This window comes from Micromonospora sp. DH13 (assembly GCF_020873825.1).
Taxonomy (GTDB): Bacteria; Actinomycetota; Actinomycetes; order Mycobacteriales; family Micromonosporaceae; genus Micromonospora; species Micromonospora haikouensis.
Genome location: NZ_JAHWGR010000043.1, coordinates 1 through 19386, shown reverse-complemented (window position 1 = coordinate 19386; position 19386 = coordinate 1). Strand labels below are relative to the sequence as shown.

Annotated in this window: 12 protein-coding genes; 5 read left to right on the top strand and 7 right to left on the bottom strand. The window is 73.3% G+C overall.

The annotated features are described in order from the left end of the window. Positions 1–123: 123 nt before the first annotated feature. Positions 124–1137, top strand: a complete 1014-nt coding sequence (locus LPA42_RS29300; RefSeq protein WP_077937647.1) for a LacI family DNA-binding transcriptional regulator — start codon at positions 124–126, stop codon at positions 1135–1137. Between the two features lie 159 nt (positions 1138–1296). After that, positions 1297–2748: a cellulase family glycosylhydrolase gene (locus LPA42_RS29295; protein WP_077937646.1), complete on the top strand. Its 1452-nt coding sequence runs from the start codon at positions 1297–1299 to the stop codon at positions 2746–2748. Between the two features lie 52 nt (positions 2749–2800). Here the strand turns inward: LPA42_RS29295 and LPA42_RS29290 are convergent, their stop codons facing one another. The 5 genes from LPA42_RS29290 to LPA42_RS29270 are packed head-to-tail and all read right to left on the bottom strand — an operon-like array spanning position 2801 to position 8280. After that, complete coding sequence (locus LPA42_RS29290) at positions 2801–3838, bottom strand: ABC transporter ATP-binding protein (RefSeq protein WP_077937645.1); 1038 nt, start codon at positions 3836–3838, stop codon at positions 2801–2803. Next, a complete protein-coding gene (locus tag LPA42_RS29285; protein WP_228987009.1) occupies positions 3835–4875 on the bottom strand; it encodes an ABC transporter ATP-binding protein in 1041 nt (346 codons plus the stop codon). The genes LPA42_RS29290 and LPA42_RS29285 overlap by 4 nt, the downstream gene beginning before the upstream one ends. Next, positions 4872–5753 carry an ABC transporter permease gene (locus tag LPA42_RS29280; protein WP_043963285.1) on the bottom strand — a complete coding sequence of 294 codons (882 nt, stop codon included), beginning with the start codon at positions 5751–5753 and terminating at the stop codon, positions 4872–4874. Before LPA42_RS29280 ends, LPA42_RS29285 begins: the two co-directional genes overlap by 4 nt. Positions 5754–5776: 23 nt before the next feature. Continuing rightward, positions 5777–6721 carry an ABC transporter permease gene (locus LPA42_RS29275; RefSeq protein ID WP_077937643.1) on the bottom strand — a complete coding sequence of 315 codons (945 nt, stop codon included), beginning with the start codon at positions 6719–6721 and terminating at the stop codon, positions 5777–5779. A 17-nt stretch (positions 6722–6738) separates the two neighbouring features. Continuing rightward, positions 6739–8280 (bottom strand): ABC transporter substrate-binding protein, encoded by a 1542-nt coding sequence (locus LPA42_RS29270; protein WP_077937642.1) that lies wholly within the window; start codon positions 8278–8280, stop codon positions 6739–6741. A gap of 237 nt (positions 8281–8517) precedes the next feature. On the opposite strand from LPA42_RS29270, the gene LPA42_RS29265 reads away from it, so the two are divergent. Continuing rightward, on the top strand, positions 8518–9066 hold the full coding sequence (locus LPA42_RS29265; protein WP_077937641.1) for an STAS domain-containing protein: 549 nt from the start codon (positions 8518–8520) through the stop codon (positions 9064–9066). A gap of 22 nt (positions 9067–9088) precedes the next feature. On the opposite strand, the gene nhaA is transcribed toward LPA42_RS29265, so the two are convergent. Beyond that, positions 9089–10402 (bottom strand): Na+/H+ antiporter NhaA, encoded by a 1314-nt coding sequence (gene nhaA / locus LPA42_RS29260; protein WP_077937640.1) that lies wholly within the window; start codon positions 10400–10402, stop codon positions 9089–9091. Positions 10403–10626: 224 nt separating this feature from the next. Here nhaA and LPA42_RS29255 point away from each other — a divergent pair, with 224 nt between their 5' ends. Further along, positions 10627–11982, top strand: coding sequence for a PHB depolymerase family esterase (locus LPA42_RS29255; protein WP_043963279.1), 1356 nt, complete (start codon positions 10627–10629; stop codon positions 11980–11982). 178 nt (positions 11983–12160) lie between these two features. Here LPA42_RS29255 and LPA42_RS29250 read toward each other — a convergent pair whose 3' ends face one another. Further along, a complete protein-coding gene (locus LPA42_RS29250) occupies positions 12161–13084 on the bottom strand; it encodes a sulfite exporter TauE/SafE family protein (RefSeq protein ID WP_077937639.1) in 924 nt (307 codons plus the stop codon). An 846-nt stretch (positions 13085–13930) separates the two neighbouring features. Here LPA42_RS29250 and LPA42_RS29245 point away from each other — a divergent pair. Next, a partial coding sequence (locus tag LPA42_RS29245; protein ID WP_228987008.1) for a type I polyketide synthase occupies positions 13931–19386 on the top strand: 5456 nt, incomplete at its 3' end.

Below are 19386 nucleotides of genomic sequence, written 5' to 3'. Positions count from 1 at the left end.
GCGACGACGCGTCAAGCGTCACCTGTCGATGCGTCGAGGTCGACCCCGGTTTTCGCCCGCCCCGCCCCCAAGCGTCGAAAGTTTCGGGATATGCTGCGGCGGGCCGGGAACGAGGGAGATGCCATGGAACAACAGCGGGCGACGCTGGCGGAGATCGCACAGGCGGCCGGGGTGTCCATCCCCACCGTCTCGAAGGTCCTCAACGGCCGGCCGGACGTCGCACCCGCGACCCGGCACCGGGTGCAGACACTGCTCGACGCACGGGGGTACACGGCCCGGGGCACGGCCCGCCCGGCGAACCGGGCGGGCCTGATCGACCTGGTGCTGCGGGACCTGGGCAGCCCGTGGGCCATGCAGATCATCGACGGCGTGGAGGAGCTGGCCTACCAGGCCGGCTTCGGCGTCGTCGTATCCGCCGTCCACGGCCGGCACCGCACCCGCCCCGACCGGCGCTGGACCGAGCAGCTGGCCGCCCGACGCTGCAACGGGGTGCTGCTCGTCCTCTCCGACCTCTCGCCCGCCCAGCGCGGCCACCTGGAGGAGCTGGGCATCCCGGCGGTGATCATCGATCCGGCCGGGCAGCCCCCCGCGGACATCCCCTCCGTCGGGGCGACCAACTGGGCCGGCGGGCGGGCGGCCACCGAGCATCTGCTCGGCCTCGGCCACCACCGCATCGCCGTCATCGGCGGTCCCCCCACCGTGCCGTGCAGCCGCGCCCGTGTCGACGGCTACCGGGCCGCCATGGACGCCGCTGGCCAGCGGGTCCCCACCGGCCACGTCCGCACCGGCGACTTCCTGGCCCCCTCGGGCTATCGGGAGACGCACGCCCTGCTCGACCTGGCCCGGCCGCCGACGGCGCTCTTCGCCTGCTCCGACGAGATGGCCCTGGGCGCCTACGAGGCGCTCTACGAGCGGGGACTGCGGGTGCCGGACGACATGAGCGTCGTCGGTTTCGACGATCTGGACGCCGCCCGGTGGGCCGTGCCGCCGCTGACCACCGTCCGGCAGCCGCTGACGGAGATGGCCGCGATGGCCACCCGCATGCTGCTCAGCCTGGTCAACGGCGAGGAGCTGGCCAGTGACCGCATCGAACTGGCCACCCCGCTGGTCGTACGGCACAGCACCCGGCCCTGCTGACCGCCCCGCCGGCCTGCGGTGCGGCATCGGGCGGCGCGGCACACTTCGACGCATCGACATGTTGCGGAGGTGTTACGCACGCCCCTAAGCTGCCGTGGGAGCGCTCCCGGGCCCCCGACCGCGCGCCACCCCACCACCCCCGACGGAATGAGACAGCCGATGAAGAGAGCTCCCCGCCCGTCCCGACGCCAGCTGGTCGTGGCCGGCGCCGTCGGCGCGCTGACCCTCGGTGCGACGGCGATCCTACCGGCCACCAACGCCATGGCCGCCACCGGTTGTGCCGTCACCTACACGACCAACAGCTGGTCCGGGGGGTTCACCGCGTCGATCAGCGTCAAGAACCTCGGTGACCCGATCAACGGTTGGACCCTCGGCTTCACCTTCCCGGACCAGGGGCAGAAGCTCACCCAGGGGTGGTCGGCGACGTACCAGCAGAGCGGCAGCGCCGTCACGGCGCAGAGCCTGAGCTACAACGGCTCGCTGGCCACTGGCGCGGCGACGAGCATCGGCTTCAACGGCACCTTCACCGGCGGCAACCCGACGCCGACGTCGTTCACGCTCAACGGCACGGTGTGCACCGGCGGCACGACGCCGACCACGTCGACCCCGACGACGACGCCCACCACGCCGCCGCCGACCACTCCCCCGCCCACCACGCCTCCGCCGACCGGCACGACGCCGGTGGCCATCAACGGTCAGCTGCGGGTGTGCGGGGTCAACCTGTGCAACCGGTACGGCAAGCCGATCCAGCTGCGCGGCATGAGCACCCACGGCCTGCAGTGGTTCGCCCAGTGCTACAACGACGCGTCCCTCGACGCGCTGTCCAAGGACTGGCTGGCCGACCTGCTCCGCGTCTCCATGTACGTGCAGGAGGACGGCTACGAGACCGACCCGGCCGGCTTCACCAACCGGGTCAACACCCTCGTGGACGAGGCCACCGAGCGCGGCATGTACGCGTTGATCGACTTCCACACCCTGACGCCGGGCGACCCGATGTTCAACCTGGAGCGGGCCAAGACGTTCTTCGCCGCCGTGTCCGCCCGGCACGCCAACAAGAACAACGTGATCTACGAGGTCACCAACGAGCCCAACGGGGTGAGCTGGTCGACGATCAAGAACTACGCCGAGCAGGTCATCCCGATCATCCGCGCCAACGACCCGGACGCGATCGTCATCGTCGGCACCCGCGGCTGGTCCTCGCTCGGCGTCTCCGAGGGCGGCAACTCCACCGAGGTCATCAACAACCCGGTGAACGCCAGCAACATCATGTACGCGTTCCACTTCTACGCCGCGTCCCACAAGGACAACTACCGGGCCGAGCTGGAGCGCGCCGCCGCCCGGATCCCCATGTTCGTCACCGAGTTCGGCACGGTCACCTACACCGGCGGCGGCGCCGTGGACGTGGCCAGCAGCAACACCTGGATGGACCTGCTCGACCGACTCAAGATCAGCTACGCCAACTGGACGTTCTCGGACGCCGACGAGGGCAGCGCCGCGTTCCGCCCCGGCACCTGCTACGGCGGCACGTACACCGGCACGTCGGTGCTGACCGACTCGGGCAACTACATGCGCAACCGCATCCGCACCCCGGACAACTTCCCCACGAGCTGACCGCTCGCACCGCCCGGTGTCGCCCCGTCCATCGTGGACGGGGCGACGCCGGTCAGGCCGGCCCGCCGCGCACGGCGCGTACCGCCTCGCCCGCGTACAGGCAGGCGGCCCGCTGGCCGGCGGCCACCTCCACCAGCACTGGGTCGACCTCGACGCAGTCCGGTCGGGCCTGCGGACAGCGGGTCCGGAACCGGCAGCCGCCGGGCGGGTCCACCGGGCTCGGCACGTCGCCGCGCAGGATGATCCGCCGCCGGTGCCGCTCCACCTTCGGATCGGCCACCGGGACGGCCGACAGCAGCGCGGCGGTGTACGGGTGCGCCGGCTGCCGGTAGAGCTGCGCCGGGGTGCCGGTTTCCACGATCCGGCCCAGGTACATCACGGCGATCCGGTCGCTCATGTGCTCGACGGCCGCCAGGTCGTGCGCGATGAACAGGTACGTCAGCCCGAGGTCCCGTTGCAGCGCCCGCAGCAGGTTCATGATCTGCGCCTGCACGCTCAGGTCGAGCGAGGCGATGGGCTCGTCGAGGACGATCAGGTCGGGCTCCCCGGCCAGCGCGCGGGCGATGCCGACCCGCTGGCGTTGCCCGCCGGAGAGCTCGTGCGGGTGCCGGCCGGCGAGGTCGGCGCGCAGGCCGACCAGCTCCAGCAGCTCGGCGACCCGGCGGCCACGGGCCTGGGCCGAGTCGACGAGGCGGTGCACCACCAGCGGCTCGGCGACGCTGGCCCCGATCGTGCGCCGGGGGTCCAGCGACGCCTGCGGGTCCTGGAACACCATGGCCACCCGTCGGCGCAGGCCCCGCAGCCGACGGCGGGACCATCGGGTCACGTCCCGGCCGCCGACCCGCACGTGGCCGGAGGTCGGATCGACCAGGCGCAGCAGCGCCAGGCCGGTGGTGGACTTCCCGCTGCCCGACTCGCCGACCAGCCCGAGGGTCTCGCCCCGCCGGACGGTCAGCGACACTCCGTCGACGGCCCGCACCTGCGCGCCGCCCCCGGCCGGGAACCACACCCGCAGGTCGTCGAGCTCGGCGAGGGGCTCCGGCGGCCCGGCGTCCGGCGTCGGTGCGGTCGGGGCGGTGTCGGTGCTCATGCGTCCTCCCCGCCGGGATAGAAGGTGCGTACCTCGTGGCCGGGGGCCACCGGGACCAGCGGCGGCAGCTCGTGTTCGCACCGGGCGTCGCCGCGCACCGGGCAGCGGGGCCAGAACGCGCAGCCGGGCGGCAGGTCCAGGGGGCTCGGCGGCGCGCCGGCGATCGCCGGGAGATCGCCGCCTGCGCGCTGCGGGTCCGGGCGGGCCGCCAGCAGGGCCCGGGTGTACGGGTGCGCGGGCGCGTCGAACACGGCGTCAACGTCGCCCCGCTCGACGATCCGGCCGCCGTACATGACGGCCACCGTGTCGGCGACCCCGGCGACCACGCCGAGGTCGTGGGTGATCCAGACGACGGCGGTGCCGAGCCGGCGGCGCAGGTCGGCGACCAGCTCGACGATCTGCGCCTGGGTGGTGACGTCGAGAGCGGTGGTCGGCTCGTCGGCGATGAGCAGGGCCGGCTCGCAGGCCAGGGCCATCGCGATGACGACCCGTTGGCGCATCCCGCCGGAGAACTGGTGCGGGTACTCCTCGACGCGCCGGCCCGGCGACGGGATGCCGACCAGGTCGAGCAGTTCGACGGCCCGGTCCCGGGCCTGTCGGCGGGTCATGCCCAGGTGCTCCTCGCAGGCCTCGGACACCTGCCGGCCCACGGTGAGCACCGGGTTGAGCGAGGTCATCGGGTCCTGGAAGACGAAGCCGACGTGCCGGCCGCGCAACTGCCGGCGGCGCGGCTCGGGCAGCGCGGTCAGCTCCTCGCCGAGCAGCCGGACCCGTCCGGTGACCCGGGCCGCCCGGGGGGCCAGGCCGGTGGCAGCGAGCACGGTCATGCTCTTGCCGCTGCCGGACTCGCCGACCAGGGCGAGGGTCTGCCCGGCCCGCACCGACCAGTCGACGCCGGCGACGGCGCGGGCCGGACCACGACGGGTGCCGATCGTCACGGTCAGGTCCTCGATGGCCAGCACCGGTGCGTCGGCGTCGCCCGCAGCGGGGCCCGTCCCGGCCGCGCCGGCGGCGGGTGGTGGTGGTGTGCTGCTCATGCCCTGCTCCTGTTCGCCTCGCTGACGGTGAGCTGACGCGGATCCAGCACGTCGCGCAGCGCGTCGCCGACGAGGTTGAAGGCGAGCACGGTGAGGAAGATCGCGGCGCCGGGGAAGACGCCGAGCCACCACGCCTCGGTGACGAAGCCACGCCCGTCGTAGAGCATCCGGCCCCAGGCGGGATCCGGCGGCTGCACGCCGAGGCCCAGGAAGGACAGGGCCGCCTCGGAGAGGATGGCGAACGCCAGCGACAGCGACGTCTGCACGATCAGCGGGGCCGCGATGTTGGGCAGCACGTGGCGGCGGATGATCCGCGCGTCCGACGCGCCGATGGACACGGCCGCGCGCACGAAGACCTGCTCGCGTACGGAGAGCACACCCGCGCGGGTGACCCGGGCGAAGATCGGCGTGTAGACGACCCCGATCGCGACCATCGCGGTGACCAGGCCCGGCCCGAGCACCGCCACGATCGCGACGGCCAGCAGCAGCACCGGGAACGCGAACAGCACGTCCATGCCGCGCATGAGGACGTTGTCCACCCAGCCCCGGTACCAGCCGGCGAGCAGGCCGACGGTGACCCCGACCAGCAGCGCGATGCCGACGCTGACCAGGCCCACCTCCAGGGAGACCCGGGCGGCGACGAGGACGCGGCTGAGCACGTCGCGGCCCAGTTCGTCGGTGCCGAACGGGTGGTCGAGGCTGGGCGGGCGCAGCATCTGATCGACGTCGACGTCGTTGACCCCGGCCGGCGCCAGCCACCGGCCGGCCACCCCGACGACGAGCAGCAGGAGCAGCACGACGGTGCCGGCGACGGCCGGCGGGTCGTGGCGCAGCGCGGACAGGGTGCGGCGCAGCGTGCCGTCGGATCCGCCGCTCACCGCAGCCCGGTCCTCTCCGCCGCTCACCGCAGCCCGATCCGCGGGTCGAGGCGGGCGTAGAGGACGTCCACCAGCAGGTTCATCAGCAGGAACAGGGCGGCGACGAAGAGCACCGCGCCCTGCAGCACCGGGTAGTCGCGGGCCTGGACGGCGTCGTAGGTGAGCCGGCCGACCCCCGGCCAGGCGAACAGCACCTCGATCACGATCACCCCGCCGACGAGGCTGGCCAACTGCACCGCCACGACGGTGACCACGGGGATCAGCGCGTTGCGCAGCACGTGCCGGACGACCACGACCCGGGCGCGCAGGCCCTTGGCCTCGGCGGTGCGCACGTAGTCCTCGGAGAGCACCTCCAGCACGGAGGAGCGGATGAACCGGGTGAGGATCGAGGCGGTGACCAGCCCCACGGCCGTCGCCGGCAGGATCACGTGCGACGCCCACCGCGCCGGGTCCTCGGTGAGGGCCACGTAGCCCGACGGCGGCAGCCAGCCGAGCACCCCGGCGAAGAGCAGGATGCCCATGATGCCCATCCAGAAGTCGGGCACCGACACGCCGAACTGGCTGAACACCCGGGCGGCGTGGTCGAGGGCCGAGCCGCTGCGCACGGCGGAGAGCACGCCCAGCGGGAACGCCACGAGCAGGGCGAGCAGCACGGCGGTCACCGCCAGCGACAGCGTCGCCGGCAACCGCTCCAGCACGATCGTGGTGACCGGCTGGCCGCTGCGGAAGCTCACCCCGAGGTCGCCGGTGAGCGCGTGGCCGACGTAGCTGACGTACTGCGCGACCAGCGGCCGGTCGAGGCCGGAGCGTTCCCGCAGCGCGTCGTAGGTCTGCTGGTCGAAGCGGGTGCCGAGGGCGACCCGGACGGGGTCGCCGGGGACGAGCTGGAGCAGCAGGAAGACGACGAGCGTCACCCCGAGCAGGACGACGGCCGACTGGAGCAGCCGGCGCAGGACGAAGCGTGTCATGGCGGGCCCCCGTCAGCTCACCTGTCGAGGCCGACGTCGCGGAACCGGATGGCCCGGTCGGAGCGGACCTGGTATCCGGTCACCTGCTTCGACCAGCCCTGCACCACGTCGGGGTTGTAGAGGTAGACATAGCTGGCGTCGTCGACGATCTGCTTCGCCGCCTGGTCGTACGTCCGCTTGCGGGCCGCCGGGTCGGTCTCGGTGCGGCCGGCGTCGAGGAGCCTGTCGACGGTGGGGTTGCTGTACTTGTGGAAGTTGAACGTCGCGCCGGTGCGGTGCTGGGCGTAGTAGAACTCGTCCGGGTCGATGTTGCCGAGCCAGCCGAGCAGGAACGCGTCGAAGGCGCCCCGGCCCTGCTCGTCGAGCCATTGGGCGAAGTCGAGGGTGCGGATCTTCACGGTGATCCCGACGTCGGAGAGCTGGGCGGCGATGACCTGGGCCGCGCTGACCGTCTCGGGGTACTCGGTGGTCACCATCAGGTCGAGGGTCAGCCCGCTGACGCCGGCCTGGCCGAGCAGTTGCCGGGCCTGCGCGGGGTCGTGCCGGTACGGCGCGTACTCGAAGTGCCAGGAGCTGCCCTTCGGGATCGCGGTCTGGTTGACCGTGGCCTGGCCGAACTTGGCCGCCTTCGCGATCGCGTCCCGGTCCAGGGCGAACGCGATCGCGCGGCGCACGTTCACGTCGTCGTACGGCTTGCGGCCCTCGTTGAGGGCGAGGTACCAGTAGTCGGTCGACGACCGCGACTCGACGGTCACGTCGCCGCCGTTCTCCTTCAGCGCCGCGATCTGCTGGGGCGGCAGGTTGTCGGTCCACTGGACCTCGCCGCCGCGCAGGTTCTGCAGGGCGACCGTGGGGTCCTTGACGAAGGTGAACCGGACCCCGTCGAGCTTCGGCTTCGCGCCCCAGTAGTTGTCGTTGCGGGTGAGCTGGATGCTGTCGCCGGAGGTGTAGCCGGCGACGGCGAACGGCCCGCTGCCCACCGGCTTGGTCTTGATCGCCCCGGACTCCACGTTGGCCTTGTCGACGATCGCGACGCCCTTGAAACCGCCGAGGCTGGCCAGCAGGTTCGGGGTGGGCTTGGTGAGCGCGACGACCACGGTGGTCGGGTCGGGGGCGGTCACGGACTTCACGGTCTCGAACCGGTACGACTGGTTCAGCTTCTCGGAGATGATCCGCTCGTAGGAGTAGACGACGTCCTCGGAGGTCAGCGGCGACCCGTCGGAGAAGCGCACGCCCTCGCGGAGGATGAAGGTCCAGGTGAGCTGGTCGGCGCTGGTGGTCCACTTCGTCGCCAGCGAGGGGCCCATCCGCAGGTCGGGGCCCGGCTCGACGAGGGTGTCGTAGACGTTCTCCAGCACCTGGAAGCTGTAGTAGGCGGAGGTCCGGTGGGGGTCGAGCTGGTCCGGTTCCCCGCCGATGGCGGCGTTCAGCGTGCCGCCGGAGCCCTTGCCGCCGGTGTCGCCGGCCCCGTCCACGTCGACGCTGTCGCCGGCGCCGCAGCCGGCGGCGCCGGCGAGCGCGATCGCGAGCACGGCACCGACCATCCTGGATCTGGTCATGGACCCGGTCCCCCTCCGTCACCGAAGCGCGGGAGTGATCCCGCCTCCTGCCCTCCTTGCCCGCAGCGTCCCGAAGGCGAAACCTCCGCCGCCGTCCCGGCCCGCCGCCGGGCGCGGCCACGACGGCACCGGTCCAGGTGAGAGCGGTTTCGTCACACAACCGTCATGGAACCGGGAGGTGCCCTCCAAACCCGCGTACCAGGGTGGGGGCTGCCGCCGCCGAGGAGAGGAGGCCGGATGACGGTCGTACCGGACGATCGCCTGATGACGCTGATCTGCGACGACTGCGGCGACACGACCACCGGCAACGCGTGCGTGCTGCCCGACGCCGAGGTCGTCTGGACGCTGGTGTCCGAGCACGGCTGGAGCGGCTCACCGTTCGCCGTCGGCCCCCACCGGTGCCCGCCGTGCAGCATCGCCGGACCGGCGCCGGGTCAACTCCTCGGGCTCGACCAGGTCGACGGCTGCGACGAGGCGCCCGGCCACGGCGAGGACCGGCTGCGCGCCGCCCTGCGCGACGCGGTCGAGTTCGACGGGCGGGCCGTGGTGGACCTGCACGGCGTGGACCAGATCGACCCGGCCGGGCTGGGGCTGCTGGTGCGGGCCCACCAGGAGGCCCGGCAGCGGGGCGTCGTCCTGTGTCTCGCCGCCCCGTCCCGCTTCGTCCGCACCGTCCTGCACACCATGCGGCTCGACGGGCTCTTCCCGACCTTCGCCGACCAGCAGGAGGCTCTGGCGGCGGCCGGCGCCGCCCTGACGGCGGCCGAACCCGCGCCGGCCCGGTGACGGGGCGCGGAGCGGGGTCGGCTCAGGCCGACCGGTCGGGCTGCGCCTGGTAGACGTCGGGCACCCCGTCGCGGTCGCGGTCGACGGTCTCGGCCGCGTGCACCCGTCGGTAGGCCCGGCTGCGGGCGCGCAGGATGACGCTGGCCAGGCCGGCGGCGAGCACGGACCCGGTGAGCACGGCGACCTTGACGTGGTCGTCGCGCTCGCTGCCCAGGCCGAAGGCGAGTTCGCCGATGAGCAGGGAGACGGTGAACCCGATGCCGCCCAGCAGCGCCAGGCCGAACACGTCGAGCCAGTTCAGCCCCTCGTCGAGGTCGGCGCGGGTGAACCGGGACACCAGCCAGGTCGCCGCCATGATGCCGATCGGCTTGCCGAGCACCAGGCCGACGACGATCCCGACGGCGACCCGGTCGGTCAGGGCGGTGGCGAGGCCGGTGAGGCCGCCGACGGTGACACCGGCGGAGAGGAACGCGAAGACCGGCACCGCGACCCCGGCGGAGACGGGCCGGAACCGGTGCTCGAAGTGCTCGGCCAGGCCGGGCCCGGCGTCCGGGCCGCCCGCGGCCCGGCTGCGGACCACCGGGACGGTGAACGCCAGCAGCACGCCGGCGACGGTGGCGTGCACCCCGGAGGCATGCATCAGCACCCAGGTCACGACGGCCAGCGGCAGCAGCAGCCACCAGGACCGGACCCGGCGCTGCACCAGCAGCCCGAAGACCGCCAGCGGGACCAGCGCGCCCAGCAGCGGCCCGACGGCCAGGTCGGAGGTGTAGAAGACGGCGATGATCACGATGGCGAGCAGGTCGTCGACCACCGCGAGGGTGAGCAGGAAGGTGCGCAGCGCGGAGGGCAGGAAGCGGCCGACGACGGCGAGCACGGCCAGGGCGAAGGCGATGTCGGTCGCGGTGGGGATCGCCCAGCCCTGCGCGGCGTCACCGCCGGCGATGAGGACGTAGAGGAGGGCGGGCACGAGCACGCCGCCCACGGCGGCGGCCACCGGCACCGCCGCGCGGCGCGGGTCCCGCAGGTCCCCGGCGACGAACTCGCGCTTGAGCTCCAGCCCGGCGACGAAGAAGAAGATCGCCAGCAGGCCGTCGGCGGCCCAGGTGGCCAGGCTGAGATCCAGGTGCAGCGCCGCCGGGCCCACCCGGAGATCCCGCAGCGCCTGGTATCCGTCGGCCCAGGGGGAGTTGGACCAGATCAGGGCCAGCACCGCGCCGACCAGCAGGAGCGCCCCGCCCACGGTCTCCTTGCGCAGGATGCCGAAGATGCGGCTGGTCTCGCCCCAGGAGCGTCGGGCGAACAGGCTGGCGCGGCGCCGGGGGGCGTCGGTCACGGGGAACTCCTCGTCGGCAGGGCAGCATCGTCTCGTCGCCGACCAGACTTCCCGGCACACCGAAGCCCTACCCTAGCCGCTTGCGGCCCTCGAAACTTCCGCTGGTTGCCACCCTCACGACATCTATACATACTGATGGACGTTCCTGAGCCGGACATGATCGGGCGCCGGGCAGCCCCGATCGGAACCTCGCCCCATCGGCACTCTCCGGAGGAACCTGCCCCATGAGATCAAGGATGAAGCTGCTGGGCGCCGCCCTGGTGGCCGCCGCGGTGGCCGCGCTGGCGGCCGTCACGGTGCCCGCGCCCGCCTCGGCGGCGGCGCTGACCGAGGTCACCAACTTCGGCGCGAACCCCAGCAACCTGCGCATGTACCTGTACGTGCCGGACCGGGTCGCGCCCCGGCCGGGCCTGCTGGTCGCCGTCCACTACTGCACCGGCACCGGCCCGGCGTTCTTCAACGGCGCCCAGTTCGACGAGCTGGCCAACCAGTACGGCTACATCGTCATCTACCCGTCGGTGACCCGCAGCAGCCAGTGCTTCGACGTCTCCTCCCCGCAGGCGCTGCGCCGTGACGGCGGCAGCGACCCGGTGGGCATCAAGTCGATGATCGACTACGTCCGGGCGCGGTACCCCGTCGACGCCGACCGGATCTTCGCCACCGGCGTCTCCTCCGGCGCGATGATGACCAACGTCCTGCTCGGGCTCTACCCCGACGTGTTCGCCGCAGGTGCGGCCTTCGCCGGGGTCCCGTTCGGCTGCTTCGCCACCACGAACGGCTCGGAGTGGAACAGCGAGTGCGCCAACGGGCAGATCACCAAGACGGCCCAGCAGTGGGGCGACCTGGTCCGCAACGCCTACCCGGGCTACACGGGCAAGCGGCCCCGGATGCAGCTGTGGCACGGCACGAACGACGAGACCCTCCGCTACCCGAACTTCGGCGAAGAGGTCAAGCAGTGGACGAACGTGCACGGGCTGAGCCAGACCCCGACCTACACCGACACTCCGCAGTCCGGCTACACCCGCACCCGCTACGGCGGCAGCGGCACCATGGCGCCGGTCGAGGCGATCAGCATGGCCGGGGTCTCGCACAACCTGCCCGTCGACGCCGCCCAGGCCATCCGGTTCTTCGGCCTGGACAGCGCCACCCCGCCCACCACGCCGCCGCCCACCACGGCCCCGCCGACGACGCCGCCGCCCACCACCCCGCCGCCGACCACCCCGCCGCCCACGACTCCGCCGCCGACCACCCCGCCGGCCGGCGGGGGCTGCGCCGTCGGGTACGCCGTCAACGCCTGGAACACCGGCCTGACCGCCGCCGTCACGATCACCAACACCAGCGGCGCGACGGTCAACGGCTGGAGCCTGGCGTTCACGCTGCCGGGCGGGCAGACCATCACCAGCGGCTGGAACGCCACCTACTCCCCCACCAGCGGCGCGGTGACCGCCCGTAACGTCTCGTACAACGGCGCGATCGCGCCGAACACGTCGGTCAGCATCGGCTTCCAGGCCAACCACACCGGCAACACCGCCAAGCCGGCCTCGTTCACCCTCAACGGGGTGGCCTGCTCGGTCTCCTGATCTCACCCGGTGGCGGGCACTGCGCCACCACCGCCTGCGAGGGCGCGCGCCGCTGCCGGTGCGCGCCCTCGTCACGATCCCGCAACGCCGGTCGCCGGCACGGGGGTCCGGGTACGACTCCCCGTGCCGGCGACCCACACCGGCCCGCCCCGCCGGCTGCGGCAGGCCCGGTGGGTGGTCAGCTCGTCGCGGTGGCGGGCTCCCCGGGGCCGTCCCCGGCCACGACCGGCTCGACGGTCCGGTCCGCCAGGTGCTGGCGCACCGACCAGGCCACCGCCGCCGCCCAGGCGGCCACGATGACGAGATAGCTGGCGTACCGGACGCCGGTGGGGGCGTCGATCCAGTCGCTGAGCAGCAGGGTCCGCACGTTGGTGAGGATGATGACACCGCCGACGGCGGAGCCGAGAACCCGCGGCGGCACCATCCGCACCAGCCAGGCGGCGATCGGCGCGGCGATCATGCCACCGAGCAGCAGCGCGCCCACCCAGCCGAAGTTGATGTTCTCCGAGCCGATCCCGACCAGGAACCCGGCGCTGGCGGCGATCGCCACCAGGAACTCGCTGGTGTCGATGGAACCGATCACGCGGCGCGGCTCCATCCGTCCGCTGGCCAGGATGGCGGGGGTGCCGACCGGGCCCCAACCGCCGCCGCCGGTGGCGTCGACGAAGCCGGCCACGAGGCCCAGCGGGCCGAGGAAGCGCTTGCGCAGGGGCAGCCCGACCCGGTCGCGGGGCAGCCCGGAGACGGTGAACCGGACCAGCACGTACACCCCGAGGGTGAGCAGGATCAGCGACATGATCGGGGCCGCGGTCGCGGTGGAGAGGCTGGACAGGAACGTGGCGCCGGCGAAGGCGCCGAGGGCCCCCGGCACGCCGACCCTGCGGACCACCGTCCAGTCGACGTTGCCGAAGCGCCAGTGTGCGGCGCCGGAGACGAGGGTGGTGCCGATCTCGGCCAGGTGAACAGTTGCGGAAGCGCTCGCGGCGCTGGTGTTGATGGCGAGGAGCAGTGTTGTCGACGTCACGCCGTAGGCCATGCCGAGGCTGCCGTCTACCAGTTGCGCACCGAGTCCCACAAGGGCGAGGAGAAGGAGTTTACGCACAATAACCGCCGATCCGAAAGACAAAAGGGGGTCTGGCAGTGCCGGGCGGTGACGACGGTCGAGGCGGACCGCACCGTCCCGGCGAGCCGAGTCTGTGCAGGTACAGGGATTGTCGTAGGCGACGGCGACTGCCCCATTGACGGGCAACTCCGCGCTAATCATTCCGACAGATTGGGTAAAACGCTCGTTAAGCAGAGCTGTGGTGCCGCCGCCCGGTCGCGGTATCGGCTCGTCCAGCGCGACCGCCGGCAAGGCCGTCGCTGAACTCGCCTCCTGTGGCCGACCACACTCGATGCGGCCCGCGTCGGTTACCGCAGTCAGGGTGACGCGGGTCACAACAGGTCACCCACCAGGGCGTTCGCTGATCGCCCGGCGAAGCTCACCTCACTTTCGGTGAATGTCGAACTTAATCGATGGGTAATAGCGATGACGACATTGACAGGGATCGTTGAGGCAGCGCGCAACCCCTGGCAAGACCCGTTCCACATCGTGAGACAGAACGACTAAAATCACCCACAGCCAGGGAATGCTCGGAGCACGTAAAACAATTTCGTAATGAACTCGACAATCGCCGCACGGCGGCGGGAGGCACCGTTCGCGCCCCCCGCCGCCCCGCCTCGCGGCCATTTTGCCTGGCCACCTCGGCGGCAAATCCCGCCGCCTTAGTAGGAAATCTTCACCTCCCCGATCAGGTTGGTCAGATTTAACCGGGCCGTAACTGGGCGACGCTACGTTATGACCGAGCGCGACATTGACTGCCGCAAATTAGGGCCCGAGCGCCGGTGGTACGGCCGGCCGGTCCAGCCCGTCGCCCCGCGATCTTCTCGCGACCGAAGTGGGAGCCTGATGAGTACTGCACCGCACACGCGCGACCTGATCATGGTTGTCAACCCTGCCGGCGCACTGGAGCCCGGCCCACGGATCACCGCCGCCGCCTGCGCCGGCGGCGGGCTGGGCGTGCTCGACCTGGCCGGCGGCGACGACTGGTCGCTGCGCGCGCTGACCCAGGCCGCCTCCTGGTCCCCCGGGCCGATCGGCGTCCGGGTGCCGGCCGGCTGCCTGGCCACACCGGACGAGGTCGACCACGCCGCACGCGGGCGGGTCGACCTAGTGGTGGTCACCTCCGACAGCCCCTGGTCCCTGGCCGAGATCACCCCGAGGTACCGGGTGATCGTGGAGGTCACGAGCCGGGAGGAGGCCCGCGCCGCCGCGGCGGGCGGAGCGCACGGGCTGATCGCCCGGGGCCTGGAGGGCGGGGGCCGGGTCAGCGACCTCAGCTCCTTCGTCCTGCTCCAGCGGCTCGTCGCCGACGACACCGTCGACCTGCCGGTCTGGGTGGCCGGCGGCATCGGCCCGCGCACCGCCGGGGCCTGCCTCGTCGGCGGGGCCGCCGGCATCGTCCTGGACACCCAGCTCGCCCTGATGCCCGAGTCCGAACTGCCGGCCGACGTCAAGGCCGCGATCCGGCGCATGGACGGCTCGGAGACGGTGCTCGCCGACGGGGCCCGGGGGATGCGCCGGGGCGGCCAGCACGACGTGCGGTCGGAGCTGCTGCCCATCGGTCAGGACGGCTGGCTCGCCGCCGTCTTCGCCGACCGCTGGGCCGACACCGCCAGCGCGGTGCGGGCCATGCGGGCCATCATGCTCGACGCCGCCGACGACCCCGAGGCGGGCACGCTGCTGCTGCCCGGCGCCCCGCTGGCCGAGGCGCTCGGGGTGCGGGTGCCCGTCGCCCAGGGCCCGATGACCCGGGTCAGCGACGAGGCGGGCTTCGCCGCCGCGGTCGCCGACGGCGGCGCCCTGCCCTTCATCGCGCTCGCCCTGAACTCCGCGGAGCAGTGCCGCCGGATGCTCACCGAGACCGCCGCGCGGCTCGGCGACCGGCCCTGGGGGGTCGGCGTGCTCGGCTTCGCCCCCGAGGAGCTGCGCGCCGCGCAGCTGGCGGTCATCCAGGAGATCCGCCCCGGCTTCGCGATCATCGCGGGCGGCCGGCCGCCGCAGGCCAAGGCGCTGGAGGAGCAGGGGATCAGCACCTTCCTGCACGTGCCCTCCCCCGGCCTGCTGCGGCAGTTCCTGCGCTCCGGGGCGAGGAAGTTCATCTTCGAGGGCGCCGAGTGCGGCGGGCACATCGGCCCCCGGTTCAGCTTCCCGCTGTGGGAGGCGCAGCTGCTGGTGCTCGAGGAGTACCTCGACGGCGAACCGGGTGCCGCCGCGCAGCTCCAGGTCCTCTTCGCCGGTGGCGTCCACGACGCCCGCTCGGCGGCGATGGTCGCCGCGATGGCCGCGCCGCTGGCGCGCCGGGGGGCCCGCATCGGCGTGCTCATGGGCACCGCGTACCTGTTCACCGCCGAGGCGGTGGAGCACGGTGCGGTCCAGCCGCTGTTCCAGCGGGAGGCGCTCACCGCCGAGCGGACCGCCCTGCTGGAGACCGCGCCGGGCCACGTCACGCGCTGCCTGCACACCCCGTTCGTCGACGACTTCCACGCGCTGCGCGCCCAGCTGGAGCAGGCCGGCGCGGAGAATCGCGAGGTGTGGGAGCAGCTCGAACTGCTCAACGTCGGCCGGCTGCGGATCGCCAGCAAGGGCCTCAAGCGCAACGGCGAGACCATCGAGACGGTGGACGAGGGCGTCCAGGCCGCCGAGGGGCTGTTCATGGCCGGGCAGGTCGCCGTGCTGCGCGACGCCGCCACCACCGTGGCGGGCCTGCACGACGCCGTCAGCTCCGAGGCCCGCGACCTGCACGCCGCCCGGCTCGACGCGCTGCGCGCCCGGTTCGCCCCGCCCGCCGAGATCGAGGAGCGCCCCGCGCCGCTGGACATCGCCATCGTCGGGATGGCCTGCATGCTGCCCGGCTCCCCCGACCTGGACAGCTTCTGGCGCACCGTGCTCACCGGCGCCGACGCGGTCACCGAGGTCCCCGCCGAGCGCTGGGACACCGACCTCTACTACGCCCCGGAGGTCGGGCCGGGCCAGACCGGCCGGATCAGCGTCTCCAAGTGGGGCGGTTTCATCGAGCCGGTGCCCTTCGACGCCATCGGCTACGGCATCCCGCCGACGGCGCTGGGCAGCATCGACCCGACTCAGCTGCTCGCCCTGGAGGTCTCGCACCGGGCACTGCTCGACGCCGGCTACCCGCACGACGCCGCCGGGGTCGACCACTCCCGCACCGGCGTCGTCTTCGGCGCGGAGGCCGGCAGCGACATGGGCCACGCGCAGACCCTGCGCACCATGCTGCCGGCGTACCTCGGCGAGGTGCCCGACGAGATGCAGGACCTGCTGCCCACGGTCACCGAGGACAGCTTCCCCGGCGTGCTGGCCAACGTCATCGCCGGTCGGGTCGCCAACCGCCTCGACCTGGGCGGGCCGAACTACACCATCGACGCCGCCTGCGCCTCCTCGCTGGCCGCCATGGACGCCGCCTGCAAGGAACTGGTCAGCGGCGACAGCGACATGATGATCTGCGGCGGCGCCGACCTGCACAACGGCGTCAACGACTACCTGATGTTCACCTCGGCGCACGCGCTGTCCCCGACCGGCCGGTCGCGGCCCTTCGACAGCACCGGCGACGGCATCGCCCTCGGCGAGGGCGTAGCCTGCGTCGTCCTCAAGCGGCTGGCCGACGCCGAGCGCGACGGCGACCGGATCTACGGCGTGATCAAGGGACTCGGCGGGGCCAGCGACGGCCGCGCCCTCGGCCTGACCGCCCCCCGCCCCGACGGCCAGCGCCGGGCGCTGGACCGCGCGTACCGCCGCAGTGGCGTCTCCCCGCGCGACGTCGGCCTGGTGGAGGCGCACGGCACCGGCACCGTCGTCGGCGACCGCACCGAGCTGGAGACCCTGACCCGGATGTTCGTCGATGCCGGCGCGGAGCCGGGCGGCTGCGCGCTCGGGTCGGTGAAGTCGCAGATCGGGCACACCAAGTGCGCCGCCGGGCTGGCCGGCGTGATCAAGGCGGCCCTGTCGCTGTACCACGGCGTCCGGCCGCCGACGATCCACCTGAAGCGTCCCAACCCGGCCTGGCACCCGCAGCAGAGCCCGTTCGCCTTCTACACCGAGGCCCGCCCCTGGCCGGCCCCCGCCGAGGAGCGGATCGCCGGGGTGAGCGCCTTCGGCTTCGGCGGCACCAACTTCCACGTCGTGCTCAGCGCCCACGCCGGCGCCCCGGAGCCCCGGCACGGCCGACGGATCTGGCCGGCGGAGCTGTTCTGCTTCCGGGGCCTCGACCGGGCCGCGGCCCACCAGTCGGTCCGGCAGCTGCTCGACGGCCTCGCCGGCGACGCCGGGCGGGACCGCCCGGGACGCCTCGCCGAGCTGGCCGCCTCGGTGGCCGCGAAGTCCGCCGGCCGCTCCGGCCCCACCCGGGTGGCGATCGTCGCCCGGGACCTGACCGAGCTGGAGACGCTGCTGCACCGGGCGCTGGCCGGCGAGCACGACCCGGCGCGGGGCCTGGTGCAGCCGGACGAGGTCGAGCCGGTCGGGCCGGGCCAAGTCGCGTTCCTCTTCCCCGGGCAGGGCAGCCAGCGCCCCGGCGCCCTCGCGGAGATCTTCGTCGCCTTCCCGGAGCTGCGGCACTACCTCGAACTCGACCGCGACGCGGCCGAGCTGCTCTTCCCCGCCGCCGCCTTCGACCAGTCGTCGCGGCGCGAGCAGGAGGAGCGGGTCCGCGACACCCGGGTCGCCCAGCCCGTGCTGGGCATCGGCGGGCTCGCCGTCGACCACCTGCTGCGCCGCCTCGGCGTACGCCCGGACATGACCGCCGGCCACAGCTACGGCGAGCTGGTCGGGCTCTGCGTGGCCGGCGCCTTCGACGCGCCCACGCTCATGGCGCTGAGCCGGGAACGGGCAGCGTCGATCCTGGGCGCCGCCGGGGAGGACCCAGGCACCATGGCGGCCGTCAACGCCTCCGCCGACGACGTCGCCGGTGTCCTCGCCAGCGCCGGGCTGACCAGCGAGGTCGTGCTGGCCAACCGCAACTCCCCGACGCAGGTGGTGGTCTCCGGGCCGACCGCGAAGGTGCAGTCGGCGGTGGTCGCGCTCAAGGAGGCCGGGCTGTCGGCCAAGGCCCTCTCGGTCGCCTGCGCCTTCCACAGCCCGGTGGTGGCCGGCGCGGTGGAGACCTTCGCCGACGTACTCGCCGCCCACCGGATCGCCGAGCCGCGCATCCCGGTCTGGTCCAACCTGACCGCCGCGCGCTACTCCGGCGACGCCGACCAGGTGCGCCACCATCTCGCCGAGCAGATCGGCGCCCCGGTCCGCTTCGTCGAGCAGGTCGAGGCGATGTACGCCGCCGGCGCCCGCGTGTTCGTCGAGGTGGGCCCCGGCCAGGTGCTCACCCGCCTGGTCAAGGCCGTGCTCGGCGACCGGCCGCACCGGGCGGTCGCCTGCGAGCGCGGGCCCGAGGAGGGGCTGCGCGGCTTCCTGATCTCGGTCGGGGAGCTCGCCTGCGCCGGCGTGCCGGTGCGCCCCGACTGGCTCTTCCACGGCCGGGTCGCCGCCGACGCGCCCGCCACCGCACCGACCCGTCGTCCGATCTGGACGGTCGACGGGCTGCTCGTCCGGGACCAGCACGGCAACTGTCTTCCCGGTGGCATGACCCCTCCCCGACGGATCAAGGAGTTGTCGATGACCCCAGCGAACGGTGCCGTCACCGGTACCCCCACCGGCACCGGCCCCGACGCCGGCGGCCAGGACATCCGTGGCGAGCTGCTCAACGAGTACCTGCGCGCCACCCGGGACATGATCGCCTCCCAGCGCGACGTGATGCTCGCCTTCCTCGGCGACCCCGGCAGCGGCGGCTCGGGCAGCGGCGGCCGGCTCGTCTGGCAGCCCGCCGAGGCGTACCGGGTCGAGGGCCACACGCCGGCCGCGCTGCCGCAGGCGTCGGCGGCGCCCGCCGTCGCCCCGCCGGCCGCGACCCCCGTGCCCGCCGCCCCGCGGCCCCCGGCGACCGCGCCCACGGCGGCCCCCGTGCCGACCGTGGCGCTGGCGACCAACGGCGGGTCGGCCCTGGCCACGACCATCGCGCCGGCGCGGCCGGTGGCCCCGGCCGTCGTCCCGGTCTCGCCCGCCGTCGGGCCCATCATCCCCGCGCCGGCCCCCGCTCCCGCTCCGGTTCCGGCCGCGGTGCCGGTGGCCACCGGGCCGAGCGTCGCCGAGTTCCAGAACGCCATCCTCGCGGTGATCAGCGAGCGCACCGGCTACCCCGTCGACCTCATCGAACTCGACCTCGACCTCGAAGCCGACCTCTCCATCGACTCCATCAAGCGCGCCGAGGTCGCCGGCGAAGTCGCCCAACGCCTCGA

Excerpts from the sequence above, each read along its gene's own strand:
- LPA42_RS29300 (WP_077937647.1), top strand. The coding sequence starts at position 124 with ATGGAACAACAGCGGGCGACGCTGGCGGAGATCGCACAGGCGGCCGGG.
- LPA42_RS29295 (WP_077937646.1), top strand. The coding sequence starts at position 1,297 with ATGAAGAGAGCTCCCCGCCCGTCCCGACGCCAGCTGGTCGTGGCCGGC.
- LPA42_RS29290 (WP_077937645.1), bottom strand. The coding sequence starts at position 3,838 with ATGAGCACCGACACCGCCCCGACCGCACCGACGCCGGACGCCGGGCCG.
- LPA42_RS29285 (WP_228987009.1), bottom strand. The coding sequence starts at position 4,875 with ATGAGCAGCACACCACCACCACCCGCCGCCGGCGCGGCCGGGACGGGC.
- LPA42_RS29275 (WP_077937643.1), bottom strand. The coding sequence starts at position 6,721 with ATGACACGCTTCGTCCTGCGCCGGCTGCTCCAGTCGGCCGTCGTCCTG.
- LPA42_RS29270 (WP_077937642.1), bottom strand. The coding sequence starts at position 8,280 with ATGACCAGATCCAGGATGGTCGGTGCCGTGCTCGCGATCGCGCTCGCC.
- LPA42_RS29265 (WP_077937641.1), top strand. The coding sequence starts at position 8,518 with ATGACGGTCGTACCGGACGATCGCCTGATGACGCTGATCTGCGACGAC.
- LPA42_RS29255 (WP_043963279.1), top strand. The coding sequence starts at position 10,627 with ATGAGATCAAGGATGAAGCTGCTGGGCGCCGCCCTGGTGGCCGCCGCG.